Origin of the sequence: Synechocystis sp. IPPAS B-1465, assembly GCF_003015225.1 — a bacterium.
In the GTDB taxonomy this organism is placed as follows: Bacteria; Cyanobacteriota; Cyanobacteriia; order Cyanobacteriales; family Microcystaceae; genus Synechocystis.
This window is the reverse complement of record NZ_CP028094.1, coordinates 1075733-1092917: the sequence shown is the minus strand read 5'-3', so window position 1 is coordinate 1092917 and position 17185 is coordinate 1075733. Positions and strand designations below refer to the sequence as shown.

Sequence of the window (17185 nt, the reverse complement as noted above, 5' to 3'; positions counted from 1 at the left end):
CCTTGTCCTGAATAGTTTTGGCCATGCCCAATGAGTTGTCCAATTTACCTCCAGTCCTAGGATCGGAGGAAACCATTGCACCCCGTCGTTCCTTGCCCCAATGGGTATTTCAAGAGTCCGTTGAACCGGCCATGCCCTGGTTACTAGTGGTTACGGTGGTGGGCATCGGGCTGGGGCTAATTTTCCAGTCCTCTTGGTTGGGATTTACTTCGGCGGTGTTGGCCCTGATGTTTTCCCTCCAGGTCATTCTCCCCACCATCAAATCCTGGGTACAGCATTACCTCACTGTTCAGGAGCGCCGTTCCCTGCTCGGGGGTTTAGGTTTTGTCCTGGCGATCGGTGCCCTAGCCCACTATCTAGGTGTCTACAGTTCCCTCAAATATTGGCTCAATCAGTTTAAATACGACGAATTTGGTTCCTGGGCGGAATGGGTGGGAGCCCTAGGGCAAATTATGATTGCTGTTCTAGCTGTGTACGTGGCTTGGCAACAATATGTCATTTCCAAGGATTTGACCATTCAGCAAAATCGTATTACCCAGCAACAAACCGTTGACGCCTATTTCCAGGGCATCTCAGACCTAGCTTTAAGTGATGAAGGCATGTTGGAGGATTGGCCCCAGGAACGGGCCTTTGCCGAAGGTAGAACAGCAGCAATCCTCGCCAGCGTCGATTCCGGTGGTAAAGCAAAAATTCTCCGCTTTCTTTCCCAATCCCGCTTACTCACTCCCCTAAAGCGGGACTATTACCTCGGTCGCCCTATTTTTGACGGCATGGGGGGCTACCAAGAGGACCGCATTCACGGCCTGAGGGTAATCAATCTGGGGGTGATGCTAGTGGCGGCGGATTTAGTCGGCCAGGATCTGCGCTGGGTGGATCTGAGCGAGATTTACCTCATCCGGGCAAACCTCAGCCAAGCGGATTTGGTCAAAGCTAATCTATCCAGGACAGTGCTATACGAGGCTAATCTTGATGGGGCTGACCTCAAGGGAACTAGGCTATTCTACGGCACCTGGGACCAGGCTAGTCCCCGCAGCCGCAACCATATTCCCAACTACGAAACCGGCGAATATACGGGCGCAGTGGTGGAAAATGCCAATTTTAGTAAGACTAAGAACATGAGTGAGGAGCAGAGGTGCTATTGCTGTGCCTGGGGAGGAACGTTAACCAGAAAAACTATCCCCGGCGGCTGTGAAGGAATCGAAAATCGTCTTGATCGATGAATGATTGAAAGAGCAAAAAGGTTAGGTAGAGAATTAATGAAACAATTTTCAACCTGTTAGCTTCTCCTACGAATGAAGGGAATGATCGCCTTTGTTATTTGTTGCGGTTTGTCGCAGTAGGGCCAAGGAGTTGATGTACAAAATACAGCCCCCCAGGGCCCATACCCCTTCGGCAAAGACATTAATGCGGTGGGTCATTTCCCGGCTGTAAAGGTAATCTGCCCTAGCGGGGGAAGATCGACGAACTTCCTGTTGAACCAGGGCGTTAGCCTCTGTTAAGCGGACCATATCCAGAACACTACAAGCACCACTGACTATGGCCACCGCAGCTCCCACTCCCATACCACCAATGGCGGACAGTCTGACAAAAAAGTTGAACATAATGCCAGTTCTGGTTGATTGACTTAAGACAAAAAAATTAGGTCTGCTGTTGAAATTTACCGATAAAGTTGACCCACCGTCGCCAATTAGCCCTGATTACTTTCCAGTAAGTTAGCATATGTATAAAGATAAAAATTAGAAAAGTATAAGCTAACCAAAAATGGGCATTACGGCCAATTTCTACCATGGCTTCGTTTTGGGGAAAAATATCGGGCAATGTGATGGAGAAAAATCTGACATTATTAGCTTTAAAGGAATTTGAGAGTAAAAAGCCAGAAATTGGGATCACTCCCATAAATACATATAGGCTCAGGTGGAGAGTAAAGGTGCGCCACCAAGCCAGAGATAACTTTGGGGGACGTTTAGTATATTTACGCCACCAAACCTGTAAGAGGGTGAAAATTCGCCAGGTTAATAATGCCATGGTTAATATACCGATGGATTTGTGGAAGTCGTATAGTTCACTGCGTAAAAATTGTCCCCTTTCTAAGTTAACCATTAAAGTTCCAGTGCAAAAAACTATTAGATAGGCAAGGGCCATCCACCAATGGATTCGCATTAGTGACTTAAATGGGGAATTAAGCCTTGGCGAGCGTTTCTCTGCTTCCTTCTGTAATGGGAGAGGATTCATTGTCACTACGGAAAAGGGTTAGAATTTTACCGTTAACAATCGTATTTTTGACCATATTCTATACTTTTTCCGATGTTGACCGATGCGTTATGGGGGTGGAGTGTTCAATCGATTAGCCTAAAGGGGCTGTATTGATCGCACAAACCGCTGTAACTGCCGACGTTCTAATTCCAAAACCCGTCGGGCAAAATCAGGGTTATGGTCGAGAAAATCATCAAAAGTATGGACTGAGATGGCTAAAATGCGTGTTTTTTAGCTGGCCGCAACGATAGTATTTTCTGAATTGCTGTGGGCCAAGACTTCTAACTCATCCAACGCTTGTCCGGGTTGGTAGTCGGAGCCATTTCTTCTGCTCTTTTTTCCTATCTGGCGATCGCCCCTGGGTGGAGAGTGGTCAAGGCTCCTATGGCACTGGCATAGGTCACTGCCTGGCAACTGAGATGAGGGTCTATGAATAAATTCTCTCCGTGGGTCAGGGCCTGGGCCAAAAATCCGGCCACAAAACTGTCCCCAGCCCCGGTAGTATCCCGCACATTAACTTTAAAAGCAGGGACTTCCCCATGGTTTTTGCCTAAGGAGTAGGAACAACCCTTGTCCCCGGCGGTGACCAATACTCCCTGGAGGTGGGGTAGTTTCTGGTGGATGGTGACCGGATCTTGGTGACCAAACAGCCACACTGCTTCCTCGTCGGTACATTTTAAAATTTGGGCATGGGTAATCAGGGCGGGAATTCTTTCCTTTGCCTGTGCTTCATCGTCCCAAAAAACCGATCGCCAGTTGACATCTAAAAATATTTTTACCTGGTGCTTTTTCGCCAATGCCACTAACCGCTCCGTGGCAGTGCGACTGGGGGCATAGGCCAGGGCAATGGTGCCCATCACCAAATATTGAGCTGAGGTGAATAGGGATTCGGGAATGGTTTCTCCCTGCATCGCTGTGTCGGCAAAATCCCCGGTGTGATATTCCCCAAACCCAGCAAAATGGCGATCGCCGTCCCCTGTCCGGGTCACATAAACCAAACGGGTGGGCCGGTGGGGATCGATTTGGAGCCCATCGGTATTAACTTGACATTGCTGTAGAACATTTTTAAGTTCTTGTCCGGCCTGGTCTGCCCCCAAACGACCAACAAAAGCGGCGCTAACACCTTGTTTGACTAGGGCACAGGCCACATTGGCAGGGGCACCACCGGCGTAGTTAGTCCAGGATTTAACTTGTTCCAAGGGGACTCCCAACTGGTCTGCCAAACAGTCGAAGAGCATTTCTCCAAAACAGACAACCTCAGCCATGGATACTTAACCTGTTCCAAAATTCATTGCTAATTCCCTTTCATCCTAGCCTGGGGACTGAAAGAGCTTGCAAGGATCATGTTTGCCCAGTCCGCAATGGCAATTAAGCCCTCAGCCTTTCCGAATAGGGCAATAGGACGCCCTTGGTTTGCTAATGTTGGAGGAGTTTTGGCAAATTTTGCCCCGTTTTTAGCCGTACTTGAGTCACCATGGAAGTAAGCCAGAGCAAGCCTGAAGGATTTTTGCCCCCCCGTTCTTTGCTGGTCGGGATGGCGATCGGTGCAGTCATTCTCTTCATCTGTGCCACGGTGCGCCATTGGCTGTTCCAATCCACTGCTCTCGATTTGGGTTTCTTTGACCAGGCTATTTATCTGATCAGTCAGGGGGAATATCCCCGAGTTTCCTTTCGGGGTTTCCATATTTTGGGGGACCACGCCGCCTTTTTGGTTTATCCCATAGCGATTTTTTACAAAATTTATCCCTCCGTTTATTGGTTATTTCTGATCCAGGCGATCGCCTTAGCCTTGGGAGCTTGGCCCACTTGGCAATTGGCAAAACAAACGGGACTGGGGGAAAAAGAAAGTTTAACCATGGCCTTGGTTTATGGCCTATATCCCCTAATTTTTAACATCAATTTATTTGACTTTCACACTGAAGTAATCGCCGTACCTGCTCTGCTTTGGGCCGTGTGGAGCGCTAGGGCGAATAAGTGGGGGATTTTCTTAATTAGTTTAGTCACAATCTTGGCTAGCAAAGCAGTACTTTCCCTCACCGTATTTATGCTAGGCATTTGGTTATTGATTTGGGAAAGAAAAAGGTTAATGGGACTCATTACCACCGTGGCGGGCATTGCCTGGTTTATCATTACCACCAAAGGTATTATTCCTGCTTTTAGCGGAGAGGAAGCAGCGGCGGTGGGTCGTTATAGTTTCCTGGGGGATTCCGTTGCAGAAATTATTTTAAATTTAATTCTTAAACCCCAAATTGTTTTAGGGATGTTATTTACCCTGGATAATTTATTTTATTTGGTGCTATTAACTGCGCCGGTTATTTGGGGAATTTGGGGCAAAGCTTGGGCTATGTTTATCCCCGCCATTCCCGCCCTATTTGTTAATTTGGTCACCGATTATCTGCCCCAAAAAGATTTAATTCATCAATATTCATTGCCAATTTTGCCCTTTTTGCTCCTAGTGGTGATGACCCATTGGTATCAGGGCAGTAGTTGGTTAAAAAAGCTCCGGTGGATTATTCTCTGGACGGCGATCGCCTTTTTAGCTTTGGGGAAATACACTTATTTTTTCGGCCGGTATTGGCACCATTGGGGACAATTGGCTAACCTACAAACGGCGGTGTCCTTAGTGCAACCAGGTGATCGGGTTTTGACTTCGCCCCACCTGGCGGCCCACCTGAGCCATCGACCAGATTTGGAATTAGCCATTGAAGCGGAAGCTCCCTTCGATCTGAACCGTTTTGATGCCGTATTGTTGCAGACTAACTACGCTGGTTGGGAAAATTCCCAGGGCACGGTGGAAGCCCTAGCCCAGCGGGTGAGTCAGGATTCAGCTTTTACGCCAGAATATCAAGAGAACGAGGTAATTCTTTATCGACGGGCCCCTTCTATTCCCTAATTTCAGCTCCGGTTTCCCATGGGCAAATTTCTTGATCTCCTACAAAAATACTGGCTTTTGCCCTGCCTTTTGCTAGCGGGTTACGGGGGAAACTATTTCAAGTTACATATATTTTTTGGAGTTGATTTTCTTTTTGGCAGCATTGCCACTTTACTGGTTTTGGTTTGCTATAGCTTGCCCTGGGGTCTAGTTAGTGCGGCGATCGCCGGTAGTCACACCCTGATCATTTGGCGCCATGGCTACGGCATATTAATAATCATCCTGGAAGCCCTGGTGGTGGGCTTGATGTTGCGCCGCCGGCAAACAAACTTAGTCCTAATTAATAGTCTCTTTTGGCTATTAATTGGCATACCGTTGGTTTATATTTTTTACCGTTGGGGCTTAAATATGACCTCGGTTACCACCAGTTTAATCACTCTTAAGCAAGCTACCAATGGCATTTTTAATAGTTTAATTGCCAGTTTTTTAATCACTGGCTTTGGTTTGTCGAAGCAGAAGTTTTCCCCCTCGACTAATCCAGCTTTTTTTCCCTGGAAAAAACTGTCTTTTGAGCAGACTTTGTTTAATTTGCTGGTGGCATTTGTCTTTTTCCCCCTCTTTTTTATCACTGTTGTTAATGGTCAAGAAGCTTTTGTACAAATGGAAAAGCAAACAGTCCAAGAACTAACAGCTTTATCCATACCCATTCAAAATTCTGTTGAGGATTGGTATCAAAGTCATCTGGAAGGAGCAGAGGTTTTTGCCACCGAAATCTTACCTTTAGTAGCTGCAATCAACCAGGGTAATGGGGCGCAACTACCTGCCCTTAGCCTTATGACCCACACCATACAAACAGCTTTTACTGGCTTTAGTAATATTTATGTCGGCGATCGCCAGGGGCAAATTATTGCCAGTTCTCCTGAATTTAATGAAGTGGGAGAATCACGACTAGGACTGATTCAAGCAGAAAAAATAGCTGGTTTTTCCATTCCCTCGCAAATACAAGTATCTCCACTACACCGCACCAATGTGAACGTCGATCCCCATGTGGCTATCACTATTCCACTAGTGGCTAACAATAGCTTTGAGGGCTTTATTAATGCTTCTTTAAACCTGGCTAAAATGAAAGACCTTCTATATGCAAATAGGGTCAGTAAGGAATTAAATATTACCCTCATCAATGGGCAAAATCAAGTGGTAGCCAGCACCATTGCTAATGTATTACCATTGGAAATCTATCAACCTTTTGAGGGGGGAGACCCTCGGGATTTAGGCTCATCAAATTACCATTGGTATCCCGATACACCGGCTAATCCTACCATCCGCTGGCGCGACTCCTATTATTATCATATTTTGCCCTTGGATAAAATTAATGATTGGCAATTAGTGCTTGGTTTGCCCGCTCGGGAAAGCATCGAAAAACTACAGGCTCAATCAGTACAAAAATTGGGCTTGCTATTATTTTTAAGTCTAGTGGGTTTGGTGGTTGCCATTGGTGTGAGTAAGCGGGTAGCTAATCCATTATTAACTTTAGCTAAAATCACCACTGACATTCCCACTAAAATGCAATACCAAGGCTTAACTCCCATTGCTCTCCGTAGTGAAGTCAGCGAAGTAATTACTCTGAATGAAAACTTTAATGAAATGCTGATTACTTTGCAAAATCAGTTTAAAATCATTAAGCAGGCCAAGGATAACTTAGAAATGAGAGTGGCGGAAAGAACCCACACTTTAATTGTGATTAATAAGCAACTAGCGGGGGAAATCGAAGAACGTCAGCGCATTGAAATTAAGTTGAGGGAAGCAAAGGAAAGTGCCGAATTAGCCAACCGTGTTAAGAGTGAGTTTTTAGCTAATATTAGCCATGAAATTCGGACTCCAATGAATGCTATTTTGGGTTTTTGCGACTTACTTTTACAAAAAGATCTTAGTTTGTCCCAAACCAAGAAATATCTCAATGCCATTGGTTCTAGTAGTAAGATTTTGTTGGCACTGATCGATGACATTTTAGATATTTCTAAAATTGAAGCAGGCAAATTAGTCATCCATCTAGAGCCAGTAGATTTAAGGGTAATAATTAGGGAAATCAAACAAATTTTTGATTACAAAGCTGAAAGCAAGAGTTTGTTGTTAACTATCCAAATAGATGAAACCTTAAACCAAGCTATTTATTTTGATGCGGTACGTCTGCGACAAATTTTATTTAATTTAGTGGGTAATGCTCTTAAATTTACGGAGGAGGGACAGGTTTTTATTTACATTGGCGTGGAAGGCATTCAAGTCCGTTCCCAGGGCACCTATATTTCTCTAGCCATTGAAGTCACTGACACGGGCATCGGCATTGCTCCAGAAGACCAAGCGAAGATTTTTGATGTTTTCACCCAAAGTCAGGGCCAGAGCACTCGCAAATATGGGGGCACAGGTTTGGGCTTGACCATTACTAGGCGCTTGACTGCATTATTAGGGGGAGAAATAAGTCTTTCCAGTCGGCTGGGGGAGGGGAGCACGTTTATTTTGCATTTCCCAGCGGTACGTTTGGTGGAAAATTCACTCAAGTCCGACCTCACCAATGGTGATGGGGGAAATTTAACCGATCGCCTAGGGTCGATGTCTTCATCTTCCGCCAATACAACGGAAAAACTTTTGCCCACTAGGGTTGGGAATATGGCCCCTGACAACAACTCCTTAGGCAACCACAACGGGCCTAGCCAAGGCTTCCCTAGGGCAGTCCCCCTCATTGACCAAGCCCAACGACAACAATTGATTTCTCTGCTGGAACAGGAAGAAACTAATGTTTGGAATAAATTACGCCATACCCTCATTTCCCGGCAAATAAGAAACTTTGGCGATCGCCTTTCAAGTTGGGGGAACGAATATGGCTGGGAAGATTTACACACCTATGGTCAGAGCATTATCAAGGCTTTGGAAAATTTTGATAGCCGTCGATTGGAGCAACTTATGGGTCAATTTCCCCAATATAGAGCTAGTCTGACGGAAGTTTCTGCCGGAGTGGATGGTAAGCATGCTTCCGAGTAGGCAAAAAAGTTAGTATGGAATCCCTTTCAATTCTCTAACCATGGCCCAATTTCGTTGGCAGTTAATTCCCCCTGTTACTCCCCCGGCTATTTTTGTCGAACAGGTGCGTCGCCATTGTGGCCAATCCAGCGGTCAATTTGCCGCCCAATTACTGTGGCAAAGGGGCATTCAGTCAGCGGATCAGTTGGGTGGGTTTCTTTCCCCGGATTGTTATACTCCCACCAGCCCTTGGGAATTTGGCCAGGAAATGAAATGGGCTGTACAAAGGTTGGGCCAGGCCATGGCCCAGAAGGAAAAAGTCACCATTTGGGGGGATTTCGATGCCGACGGCATTACTTCCACTGCAGTGTTATGGGAAGGATTGGGGCAATTTTTTCCCCAGGATAGCCAGTTGACCTACACCATCCCTAACCGTTTACGGGAGTCCCACGGCCTCAACCGACCGGGACTAGAACGCTTAGCAACCCAGGGTACAAAGTTAATTGTCACCTGCGACACTGGCAGTACAAATTTGGACGAAATTGTCTATGCCCAGCAGTTGGGCATGGATGTAATTGTCACCGACCACCATACGTTGCCAGACGATCGCCCGGAGGTGGTGGCCATTATTAACCCCCGTTACTTTGCCGATGGCCATCCCCTGTTTAACCTTTCCGGAGTAGCAGTGGCTTTTAAGTTGGTGGAAGCTCTCTACAACCAATATCCCACAGTGCCCCAACAACCCTTGGAGGATTTACTAGATTTAGTGGCGATCGGTCTAATTGCCGATTTGGTTACCCTGCAAGGTGATTGTCGTTACCTAGCCCAACGGGGCATTGCCCAACTCCGTACCCAAAAAGATCCAGCCACTGCCACCCGCCCTGGCATCCATGCCCTACTTAACCTTTGCAATCGCAACGGCGATCGGCCCACAGACATTGGTTTTGGTATTGGCCCCCGCATCAACGCCATCAGTCGCATTAAAGGGGATGCTAGCTTTGGAGTAGAACTACTCACCAGTCGGGACACAAAAGTTTGTAACCAATTGGCGGCCGAAGCGGAAACCCTCAACAGTAGACGCAAGGGATTACAGAAATCTGTCATTATCGAAATTGACCAACGACTCCAAAACATTGACCTATCCACCACCGGGGTAGTAGTACTCACCGATCCCCAGTGGCCTACAGGGGTTTTGGGCCTAGCCGCCAGTCATGTAGCCCAAACCTGTGGCCGTCCGGCCATTTTGCTCAACACCCAAGATGGGAAAATTGCCAAAGGATCAGCCCGTTCTGTGGCCAACATTGACCTTTATGCCCTACTGCACAGTCAACGACATTTAATGCTGGGCTTTGGAGGCCATCCCTTTGCCGCCGGTTTGAGCTTGCCTTTGGATAAATTGCCGTTGTTCACGGAAGCGGTCAATCAACAGTTTTGGCAAAGCTACGGAGCCCAGATCAGCTTGGATCCGATTCTGGCAGTGGATCTCCAAGTGAAGGTGGCAGATTTAGGACAGGACCTCTTTCGGGAATTTAATTTGCTTGAACCCTATGGCATGGGTAACCCCGCACCCAAACTACTACTGGAAAATGTGCAAGTCGGGAGGCCCAGCTTTCGCAATATCAAAGACCGCACTGGTAATAAAGTGTCCTACCTAAAAACCAGCTTTCGGGTAACGGACTATCCGCCTAAAACCGATGACGATGGCCAAGTTGTTCAATGCCCTGGGGTTTGGTGGGGCCACCATCCCGATGAACTGCCCCAAAATGAACCGTTGGATCTGGTGGTGGAATTAGACTTCAACACCTACGACCGGCAGTATGAAGTGCGCCTGATCGATTTCCGCTTACATCAACCCCAAGGAATTGCCCCTAGTCAAACTAGTACCAATTTAATTGACCGCCGTTCCCCCCATGCCCCAGACCAGGATCTTTCTCCCCAAGGTCATGTCCTCCGCACCTGTCCCAGCAGTTGGTCAGAATTGCGCCGGGCCTACCAACAGGCGATCGCCGCCCAGCAACCCCTAGTGTTGGATTATCATTTCTTACCCCAATGCCCTAGTAGCTTAGTGGCCGAACTAGAAGCCCAATGGCATGGGCGGGAAACGGCCCAACTTTCTCCCCTCAGCTTGCAAAAACAATGGGATTTTAGCCATGGCTTAGCAAGTCAAATTCTGGTCCTAATCCAAGAGTACGGCCCAGCGTTAAACTCAGGCAGTGCTTGGCCGAAAGCTTTGGTCCGCCAAATTGAAACTTTAATTGCAGAAGAACAATTCCAAAAGCAATATTTCAGCCAGGTGTCCCTAACCCCCGAGCTTTTGGCCACCGTACCCGACAAGCCATGAAAATTATTTTGCGATGCTGGGAATTTAGTGTATCATTGTTAACTGTCCGTTGGAGAAACAGACAAGGCTTGGTAGCTCAGTTGGTTAGAGCAGGGGACTCATAAGCCCAAGGTCGGCGGTTCAAATCCGCCCCGAGCCATTTCTAGTTTAGAGTTTTTCTACCTGGATGTTATGGGCTTTCAGGGTTTTTCCGTTTTCTGAGTTAGTCGAGCATGGGGAGTAGAAATAAAGCTCACTAACCCTTGATGGCAAGGTGATTTTTCCCGTGGCAACTCCATGGAGTTGTACGCCAACCTTAGCGGTTAAGAACGGCGGGAATGATTATGGCGAGGGCCGAGGTGGCCAAAAGGCCAAAGGCAATATTGACAATTTGCTGGGAAGCTTTCTGGTAAGTATCTAGTTTGCTGTCATAGATTTTAATTTCTGTCACTAGGTTAGTAAGAATCGTTTCAATTCGGTCTAGGCGTTGCCCCTGTTCATTCAAGCTATGTCTTTGAGCTTCAAGATCTTCGGAGATCTGCTCTAAGCGAATATTGTCATTGTTAGTCATGGAGTCTCCTTTTGCGGAGGTACTAGCGCCCCTGGATTAATTGTAGTGGCAGCCCAGATTTCAAAAGAAGCTAAACCATAGATGCTAAAGAGTGTCCCAAGCATAATGGCGTCTCCAGACCATCGTAAATTCCCTAACCCGGGGCGAGGATGATTGCTTTGTCAGTTTGGGAAACCATCAGGCACCAACTTTAAAGGTTGCTAGAAGTTGGCTGGTCACTGTTTACAAGGGGATTTTGCACCAGTTGACGACAGTGGTGACGATATACGGGGTCGATAAACTGGCTCTGCAATGGTTGCCATTGGTCCCAATATCCCAGGCGATCGCCATGGAAAATAGCACTCCATTGGGGACAGAGTTGCTTTAGGTCTACATCCAGGTACTGCTCCACCATGGCCCTCAAAACGAAGCTATCTTGCAAATTGCCGAGGATTTCTTGGGTCATTTTTACCTGGGCTAATAATTGTTGATATTCTTCCCCAAAGTAATCGCTAAATAGCTCCATTTGGTAGCGGGTGCGTTTTGCTTCTTTACGTAAATCGTGCAAAATTGATTCTTCCCCGTCTAACAAAGTTTCAATGGCGGTAGGACTGAGGTCAATACAGCGACGTTGTCGGTTTGAACTGTTAGTATCGGGGTCAATTTCTGTACCAACCAACCAACCGGGATGAAGAAAAAATTGGCTCAGTTGGGGCAGAAGTAAATCAGGTAATACATCGGCGATCGCCAAACCACCGAGGCTAGTGAAGTGGGGATGTTCTAGCCATATTTCCCAGCTCTGTTTAAATTGAGTAAATTTGTCGTGGGTTAACAATTTATAGGTGGCTTTAAACGCCTGTTTTCGCTCCTTTTGTAAACGTTTTAAAACTTTTTCCAAACAACCTTGTTCCGATGTTGGTAAATGGGGTAAATATTTATGGAGCAAAATTTCCTGCAAAACATCATTGTCCCGTTGCACTCCCAACTGTTGACCTATTTTTCCGATTTTTCTTTCCGTAATGCCCTGGGGTAATTGCACGGCTGGCATAAAACCAATGACCGCCGTTCTTAACCGTCGTACCCCCACCCGCAACTGATGCAGATCCTCTGGGTCTTGATCTTTTAAAACCCTAGGGGCATATTTAAAAATTTTTCCAGTGTGTTTCCCGAAGGCGAAAACTGCTCGATCGCCAAAGCTATGTGTTGTTTCCATGTCAAATAAATCACCCTAAATGCTCCGTTGTCTCCATCGTAGGATAGGAATTTGGGTCTTTGACAAGATTATGAATAGGTTAAGAAGTCTGGTTGGACAGGCAAGTTCTGGGGAAAATTCTCCCGATTCGTCGTTTACTGTTGTGGCGATATTTTGTGTGCATCCAAGGGAAAATTGATTATTCCACATCGGTTCAAAATGGTTGAGCACTGGCGGGAATGATACTGAGTTCCAGTTCAAAGGCGATCGGCTCCTCCGCTACCGATGTGATTACCAACTCGTAATAACCGGCTTGGTCAGTGGGGCCAGACCAGCGGTGCATGGCAGAATTTTGCAGAATTACCTCCGGCCCGGTGGGGGGATAGAAGGAAATTCGAGCGGTGGGAGGGGCGGTTAATTGTAGGCTGAACTCCTCTGTGGGGGGAATGGTAACAGCATAGGCATAGCCTTCTCCTGGCTCCAGGGTGCCATTGAGGTTGAGCTGATTGGTATCGTCAAAACTCAGTCTTTGGTAATGGCTTTCATCCTCCAGGCTTGCCAAGCTGTCAAAGGCCATGGCATTCCATACCTGGGCCAGGGGGCGTTGCTCAAATTCCGGTTCCCCCAATAAAGCAGGGCTGACCATGGGTAAATAGTGATGGAAACGGGCATTGACCAAATCGTAAAAACTACGACTGCTGAGGCGCAATTGATTTACCCTCGGAATCCAGCGGCGGCGATCGCCGGAATTGTTTTGGGCAAAATCCCTCGTAGCTTCTCGACTCAAACTTTCCAAGGCATCCAACACAGTGATGGTCATGGCCATCTGTTGCTCTGGGGAGCCGAGGCTCAGAGGGGCACCATTGGTATTGGGGTTCTTTTCCAACCTTTGCTGGGGGTCAATACCCAACTGAAAAGCTAAACCATCGTCCATCAAGGTCTGAAATCGTTGGGGAGAAATGCCTAAATTTAGTCGGCGGGCCCGAATTTCATTTTTAATCTCCAAATCGGTTTTTTCCGGCACATCATCCCCCGGTTCTTCCTGTGCCAATTTCTCCAACGCCGCCCGTTGTTGATTATCTAGCCATAACTGCCCTGCTCCCCAGCCTAGGGCCATGGCGATCGCCATCAAGCCCAGTAAGATGAATGATTTTTTGACTAGCCCCTTTAACCCATCGACTCGGACCATATTTTTTACTTTTGCGGAAGAAGAAGATTCAGGAGACTGATGGACTGTGGGGAAAGGGGGTTCCCCGGTGCTAGATTTACCAACGCCATTATCAGTTTGCTCTGGTATGGTGGACGTCAGGTTAAACTCAGCCACTGTAGGCAAAAAATGCTGGGGCAAGTTGTTCAGATTGTCCGTCAAAGTAGGCCAATCCACCAGGGGCGGCCAAGCTAGTAATTTCAGCAATAACTGGCGAAATTCCTGACTGAGGGCAACGGAGGACAACAGGTTTTCCCAAGGTGGGTTAGGGTTAACTTCCCCCGTCAGCAAGGCGATCGCCCCCAGGCCTAGACCATGTAAATCTCGTCGGTCTTCCCCTGGAGTACCGGAATAATATTGACTATGAGTAAAATCTACCAACACTGGCAGCCCATCCACTGTACGGCGCATTATACTACTGGGGCTAATCTGGCCATGGCAAATTTTCTGGATGTGGAGATAGTGTAAAACCGGTAGCAGTTGACGGCACCATTGGCGTACTTCCAATTCCGTAAAAGCTTTCCCCTGAAGGCGGCGGTCTTTGAGCAAATCGAAATAGGATTGTCCTTCGATAAAATCCTGTACTAGATAAAGCTCTGACCCCAGGGCAAAAAACTCCCGGAAATTAGCAATTTGGGGATGGTCGAGGGCGTAGAGTATTTCCGCCTGTTGCTTAAACAAATTGCCGGCTTTGTCCCCGGGGGGCGCAGTTAAAACCGTGATGGTGCAGGGTTCATCAAAGCGGTGGGTATCTTGGGCCAGATACTGCTGACCCAGGGAATTTTGTCCTAAATGCAGTTGAATCAGGTAACGGTCATCGAGGCGTTGGCCCAGGGACAAGGATGGGGTCATTGGGGGAAAGGAAGCAAGTTATCCAGCCGATGGCACATCCTAGCTTAATTTGACGGTACAGGGTTCTTCTTCTGCCACCATTGAAAACGAGGGGCGGGAAACTGACGGTCTAGCAATACGGTCAGGGGCGAAAGACAAAACAAGGCCCAGAACAAAGCAGTGGGCAAGTAGAAGTGATATTGCAAAATTAGGCTAAAAATGGCGATCGCCGTAGCCCAGATTAAACGACTAGAGCGGGCATTGGGAATGGAGCGGGGATCGGTGAGCATAAACAGGGCAAACACCAGTAAACTGCCATTTTCCAAATGATGGAAACTAACTTCCGGCGGCCAACCTAACCAAGCGTTGCGGGCTAAATCCAACCCGGCATAAACCGCCAAAAACATTATTGATGTGTCCCATCGTCCCACTTTACCCAACACCAAACCCCCCGCAGCCAGGAAAACTGCTCCCAACCAGAGAGTCGTGCCCCATTGTCCAGGGGAAACCCACGCATCCCCCGTTAAAGTCAGAGCGGCAATAATGCCGAAGTTAGCCGGATTAAACCAATGTTTACCCCAGGCTTGCAACAAAAATTTGCTGGCGATCGCCAAACTAGCCGCCAATATCAAAGTGGATAAATGGTTGGCTCGGAGTAATAGACAAAGACCTAAGCCAGTAATCAAAGCACTTTTCCAACCTTGATGTCTCCATAAACTCTGCCAGGTATCGAGGGAAAACCACCGACTAAAATTGCCCTGTTGATTAATGGTGAATAAGGATTGCACTGTCAGGGCAGTGGCCAAAACAACGGCGATCACCAGGGGGCTTAAACTCCAGTCCCGGGCCAATATCCCCAAACTCAAAAAGCTACAGAGAAAAATAATCTGGTAATCCCGGGCATCACGGTGGACAGTCAGCATGGGTTTTCCTGGCAAAAAAGTATTTTCATCTTAGAAGATATTTGGGAGCCTTGAAACCTACCAAGGACAGCATAAAATGAGGGCAGTGGGTGACGCCTAGAAACGCCTCCCCGACAGGTTCAATGCCATAAATCTTCAGAGCAGAGGGATATGTCTTCTTTTTTTATGCCAACGAAGGCCAGGAGCCAATGCATGTCCATGTTAGGCACGGAGGTGGGTATGCCAAGTTTTAGATCGAACCCGTTGAGCTGGATTATGCTAAAAGCCTAAAAACAAAACAAATTGTTAGAGCAGAAAAATTAATTGTTGATAATCTAGATTTGATCAGGAGCAAGTGGCACAATGTTTTTGGCATCTGAACAAACTATTCAAGCCGAGAGGGTATGGGTTGAAGATCGATGGATTTGTGTTCGCCTACAGGATGAACGGGAGATTCGTTTTCCTGCTCACAAAAATAAACGATTAGCAAAAGCAAGCTCGGAACAGTTAGCGGAGGTTAAATTGATTTGTGGCGGAACGGGACTCCATTGGGCAAGCTTAGACGAAGACTTATCCGTTGTTGGCATTTTAGAAGGAAGACTAGGATAGGATGAACTGACCGAGGACTTTGGTGGAAGAAAAAACGCAATCAAGCCAAACTCGCTGAATTTATTGCTAAGCAGAAAAAGTCTGTCTAGGCATTCTTTTGGGGGGAGATTATACTAAGTTTATTTGGAGTACCTATTCCCTTGGGCTGTGCAGATAATGCAGTCACCTCTGCTCACTGACAATCTCGATCTGTTTCTACAACGCGCAGAAATTGAGGCTTCCCCAGCCTGGGAATTTATCCGGGGGCAGGCCCAGCAGAAACCCATGCCGACGTTGTTTCATTCCCGCCTACAGCGTAATCTGGTCAACGTCATTAATGCACAAACCAGGGATTATGAGGCCATTCAGGAATTGCGCTGTATTGTGCCCCCATTTTCCCCCGTACCTGACATTGCCGTTGTAAAAAGCAATCTCCTGGCGGAGGAAGACGGGCCATTGAAGGGAGCGCCGGACTGGTTAATCGAAATTCTGTCCCCCGATCAAAATATTCTTAGCCTGCAAACCAAAATTCTGCATTGTTTGACTAATGGGACAAAACTCGCTTGGCTCATTGATATTTATCGTCAACAAATCTGGGTTTGGAATCAGGAATCGTTACCTTTAATTTATCAGGGACTGGAAAATCCACCCACGTTAGACAATCTTTTGACTTTGACTGTTAATGACGTAATGGCCATGACCCGACAACGCTAACGATGAAAATTTGGGTGTTTTACCAGGCCTTGGGTTTAAATTTCTCATCATTAAGAATGACCAAATCTTCCCCCGATTGGGCAATTACAAATAACCCTTTTTTATAGGCATAGCGAGCCACATCACCCGGAATAACCATGGCTGCCACTGCCCCAAGAAGATTAAAATTTTGATAACGGGGCAAAAGTCGCTTAAATTTACCCAATCTTTCCAGGTGTTCATCCACATCATCCTGGCTTAATTTACTTTTCACCTCAATGGCGATCGCCTCTGTGCCATTCACCACCAAAATATCAATTTCAATGCCATCTTGACTGGTCTGAAGAGATACATCAGAGGAAATTTCTTGGACATCAATGCCCCATTCTCGAAATAATCGCACCGCCGCCGGCCGCACCTGGGATTCCACAAATTCCCCGAGCCGGTTGCCCAATTTTCCTATTTGTTCATCTACCCGTTGGCTTTGTTCTTTCAGCAAACGCTCTGTTTCTCGAAATCTTCGCTCTGACTCCTCCCGTTGTTTTTAAAACCGGCGATCCATTTGCTGAGAACGGCGATCAGCCTCTTGACGCATTCGTGCCGATTCTTCTCTTTGTTCCTTCTGGACTTGGACTAGCTCTCCCAGGAGTTGCCACACTTCATCCGCTGTTGTCGCCATAATTACTTAGGATTTAGCCTACTTATTCCCCATTTTAAGGGGTCACCGTTTGGGATAGAACCTGTATCTCTGCAACCTAGCGG

The 17185-nt window shown here is 47.1% G+C and carries 16 protein-coding genes and 1 tRNA gene; 8 read left to right on the top strand and 9 right to left on the bottom strand.

Annotation, left to right across the window (positions count from 1 at the left end):
• Nucleotides 1-23 precede the first annotated feature (23 nt).
• Nucleotides 24-1220 (top strand): pentapeptide repeat-containing protein, encoded by a 1197-nt coding sequence (locus tag C7I86_RS05140; protein ID WP_010872194.1) that lies wholly within the window; start codon nucleotides 24-26, stop codon nucleotides 1218-1220.
• A 66-nt stretch (nucleotides 1221-1286) separates the two neighbouring features.
• On the opposite strand, the gene C7I86_RS05135 is transcribed toward C7I86_RS05140, so the two are convergent.
• The 3 genes from C7I86_RS05135 to C7I86_RS05120 form a co-directional block, all read right to left on the bottom strand.
• Nucleotides 1287-1601, bottom strand: a complete 315-nt coding sequence (locus C7I86_RS05135) for a hypothetical protein (protein ID WP_010872193.1) — start codon at nucleotides 1599-1601, stop codon at nucleotides 1287-1289.
• 37 nt (nucleotides 1602-1638) lie between these two features.
• The gene (locus tag C7I86_RS05130; RefSeq protein WP_020861609.1) at nucleotides 1639-2100 is read right to left on the bottom strand and encodes a cytochrome b; all 462 of its coding nucleotides are present in this window, start codon (nucleotides 2098-2100) and stop codon (nucleotides 1639-1641) included.
• A gap of 494 nt (nucleotides 2101-2594) precedes the next feature.
• On the bottom strand, nucleotides 2595-3518 hold the full coding sequence (locus C7I86_RS05120) for a carbohydrate kinase (protein WP_010872191.1): 924 nt from the start codon (nucleotides 3516-3518) through the stop codon (nucleotides 2595-2597).
• Nucleotides 3519-3727: 209 nt separating this feature from the next.
• Here C7I86_RS05120 and C7I86_RS05115 point away from each other — a divergent pair, with 209 nt between their 5' ends.
• The 4 genes from C7I86_RS05115 (at nucleotide 3728) to C7I86_RS05100 (ending at nucleotide 10620) form a co-directional block, all read left to right on the top strand.
• Entirely contained in the window at nucleotides 3728-5146 is a 1419-nt protein-coding gene (locus C7I86_RS05115) for a DUF2079 domain-containing protein (protein ID WP_010872190.1), read from the top strand.
• 18 nt (nucleotides 5147-5164) lie between these two features.
• The gene (locus tag C7I86_RS05110; RefSeq protein ID WP_010872189.1) at nucleotides 5165-8161 is read left to right on the top strand and encodes an ATP-binding protein; all 2997 of its coding nucleotides are present in this window, start codon (nucleotides 5165-5167) and stop codon (nucleotides 8159-8161) included.
• A gap of 40 nt (nucleotides 8162-8201) precedes the next feature.
• The gene (recJ, locus tag C7I86_RS05105) at nucleotides 8202-10481 is read left to right on the top strand and encodes a single-stranded-DNA-specific exonuclease RecJ (protein WP_010872188.1); all 2280 of its coding nucleotides are present in this window, start codon (nucleotides 8202-8204) and stop codon (nucleotides 10479-10481) included.
• A gap of 65 nt (nucleotides 10482-10546) precedes the next feature.
• Nucleotides 10547-10620, top strand: a tRNA-Met gene (locus tag C7I86_RS05100).
• A gap of 156 nt (nucleotides 10621-10776) precedes the next feature.
• Here C7I86_RS05100 and C7I86_RS05095 read toward each other — a convergent pair.
• From C7I86_RS05095 to C7I86_RS05080, 4 genes are all read right to left on the bottom strand, one after another.
• Nucleotides 10777-11031, bottom strand: coding sequence for a thylakoid membrane protein (locus tag C7I86_RS05095; RefSeq protein ID WP_010872187.1), 255 nt, complete (start codon nucleotides 11029-11031; stop codon nucleotides 10777-10779).
• Nucleotides 11032-11221: 190 nt separating this feature from the next.
• On the bottom strand, nucleotides 11222-12223 hold the full coding sequence (locus tag C7I86_RS05090) for a CHAD domain-containing protein (RefSeq protein ID WP_010872186.1): 1002 nt from the start codon (nucleotides 12221-12223) through the stop codon (nucleotides 11222-11224).
• Nucleotides 12224-12416: 193 nt separating this feature from the next.
• The gene (locus C7I86_RS05085) at nucleotides 12417-14261 is read right to left on the bottom strand and encodes a serine/threonine protein kinase (RefSeq protein WP_010872185.1); all 1845 of its coding nucleotides are present in this window, start codon (nucleotides 14259-14261) and stop codon (nucleotides 12417-12419) included.
• Between the two features lie 44 nt (nucleotides 14262-14305).
• Entirely contained in the window at nucleotides 14306-15163 is an 858-nt protein-coding gene (locus C7I86_RS05080) for a Na+-translocating NADH-quinone reductase subunit B (protein WP_010872184.1), read from the bottom strand.
• A 131-nt stretch (nucleotides 15164-15294) separates the two neighbouring features.
• Here C7I86_RS05080 and C7I86_RS19490 point away from each other — a divergent pair, with 131 nt between their 5' ends.
• From C7I86_RS19490 to C7I86_RS05065, 3 genes are all read left to right on the top strand, one after another.
• Entirely contained in the window at nucleotides 15295-15396 is a 102-nt protein-coding gene (locus C7I86_RS19490; protein ID WP_197525961.1) for a DUF4160 domain-containing protein, read from the top strand.
• A 109-nt stretch (nucleotides 15397-15505) separates the two neighbouring features.
• Nucleotides 15506-15751: a DUF2442 domain-containing protein gene (locus tag C7I86_RS05070; RefSeq protein WP_020861608.1), complete on the top strand. Its 246-nt coding sequence runs from the start codon at nucleotides 15506-15508 to the stop codon at nucleotides 15749-15751.
• 147 nt (nucleotides 15752-15898) lie between these two features.
• Complete coding sequence (locus C7I86_RS05065) at nucleotides 15899-16444, top strand: Uma2 family endonuclease (protein WP_010872183.1); 546 nt, start codon at nucleotides 15899-15901, stop codon at nucleotides 16442-16444.
• Nucleotides 16445-16463: 19 nt separating this feature from the next.
• Here the strand turns inward: C7I86_RS05065 and C7I86_RS05060 are convergent, their stop codons facing one another.
• On the bottom strand, nucleotides 16464-16922 hold the full coding sequence (locus C7I86_RS05060; RefSeq protein WP_020861606.1) for a hypothetical protein: 459 nt from the start codon (nucleotides 16920-16922) through the stop codon (nucleotides 16464-16466).
• Between the two features lie 45 nt (nucleotides 16923-16967).
• A complete protein-coding gene (locus C7I86_RS19375) occupies nucleotides 16968-17102 on the bottom strand; it encodes a hypothetical protein (protein WP_255345284.1) in 135 nt (44 codons plus the stop codon).
• Nucleotides 17103-17185 lie beyond the last annotated feature (83 nt).